Source organism: Sulfuriferula multivorans (assembly GCF_003851125.1).
Lineage (GTDB): Bacteria > Pseudomonadota > Gammaproteobacteria > Burkholderiales > Sulfuriferulaceae > Sulfuriferula > Sulfuriferula multivorans.
This window is the reverse complement of record NZ_BGOW01000043.1, coordinates 1-1,525: the sequence shown is the minus strand read 5'-3', so window position 1 is coordinate 1,525 and position 1,525 is coordinate 1. Positions and strand designations below refer to the sequence as shown.

Sequence of the window (1,525 nt, the reverse complement as noted above, 5' to 3'; positions counted from 1 at the left end):
TTTGTAGTTTCGCAGTCCTTCACCTTCTTACACAACCCAAGCGGCGCAATCTGAATCAGATGATGAGGAAAGAGCAATGAATTAAAAACATCAGGTCACTTGTAAATCTGGGGAAGCCCTTGTAGTAAAATTAAGGGGCGCGCTTTAGCGCGTCCCTCTTGAATGCCAGGTTAGAGCGCACGTTTGTGAACACTAGGCGCGGCATTGCTTATAACACTGAGGCAATCATTCTCTCCAGCAATAAAATACTCCATTCCTTTCGAGTTCATATCAACGAGCAACTTATTGGTTTCTTGTGACAACCAACCCCCAGAATGTATTTCAAAGAGCCATCCGTTTGATGCTGAGCATTCAGGCCAGTATTCATTCAGGTAACCTTCATCAAGCACACGAAAGCCAATAACCTTCGAAAACTCGACAACAAACTCGGACTCGGTGTTCAGGTCGAGAACAAACGCCTGAAGTTTGGTGTGCGCGTAGTCAACGCGCACAATTTCCGCCCCCTTAGAAAAGACAATACCTGTTTCGATAGACTGAGCGGTGATAATAACCATGGGTGCGCTCTAACGTAGAAGTAACCGGCCTGCGCGGCTTTTCGCGCAGGTCCGGTTGACTGCCGGGTTGGGCCACAGGTGATAGGTTAGTCACCGACAAACCTCACATAGGTATGAATGTAGCCTTGGGCACTCGCTACCAAAGAAATGGCTTTGTTCAGATGCTCTGCAATAGGTGGCTCCAGTGGGCTTGATGCCCGAACTCTTAGCTCTTGCAGGAGAACGGGAAGTTGAAGGGTGTTGAAGATAGTGTTCCCATAAGGATCAACGAAACGCAAACAGACAAACTCTAGTGCGGACGCTGACGGCAGGAACCCCTTCAGTAGGGACTGTGGATCACTGAGGCGTGCTAGCTCAGTGCCGTTTTCTTCCTCCCAAACCAGCTCGATGCCCATGCTTTGCTAGGCCCAACGTTTGAATTCAGCCGACCGCGGAAGCGGCCGAAGGCCGCTGTAGCGGGTCGGCTGGAATGATTTGTTGGGCATCTCGCCGCTCATTTGCTTGGCTCCGACAACGATTCGATACGTGCCCACACTGATGGATCAATTGCCTCATCCTCCATTACCCAAGACATGACCTCGGTCAACTTTGGGGTCTCGGCTACGTCATGCGCAATGACCTCTATCAGGTCAGGATGGTCACGCAGCAACCCGCTTAGCGTTACGCCAAAAAACATCAGTGCTTCTTCAGTTGGATCTTCCAAGGCGGCCAACCGAATAACGCGCCAGCACCGGCCTGGATCGTCGTACATGAGGTCAGTGAGTGTATCCCGAGCCCATTCCGCGCCTTGTCGACGCAGCACTTTGTCGCTATCCAGAGCCATGCGGTGAAAGCCCAACAACTCCGCAACGACCTCAGAATCGGAACGCTCTGTCATGATGCCCAACGAATGAAAGGGACTTCCCCGTCCCGAGGCAGCGGAGAAGTTTCCGCGAACGGCAACCAGTGCCATGATGGAATTTCGATCATTT

General features: G+C 51.5%; 3 protein-coding genes. All 3 read right to left on the bottom strand.

The genetic code is table 11. The annotated features are described in order from the left end of the window. Window positions 1-170: 170 nt before the first annotated feature. The gene (locus EI185_RS16155; RefSeq protein ID WP_124706185.1) at window positions 171-554 is read right to left on the bottom strand and encodes a hypothetical protein; all 384 of its coding nucleotides are present in this window, start codon (window positions 552-554) and stop codon (window positions 171-173) included. Between the two features lie 86 nt (window positions 555-640). Next, a complete protein-coding gene (locus tag EI185_RS16150) occupies window positions 641-949 on the bottom strand; it encodes a hypothetical protein (protein WP_124706184.1) in 309 nt (102 codons plus the stop codon). A 98-nt stretch (window positions 950-1,047) separates the two neighbouring features. Next, the coding region (locus EI185_RS16145; RefSeq protein WP_223247893.1) for a hypothetical protein at window positions 1,048-1,525 on the bottom strand (478 nt) is incomplete at its 5' end.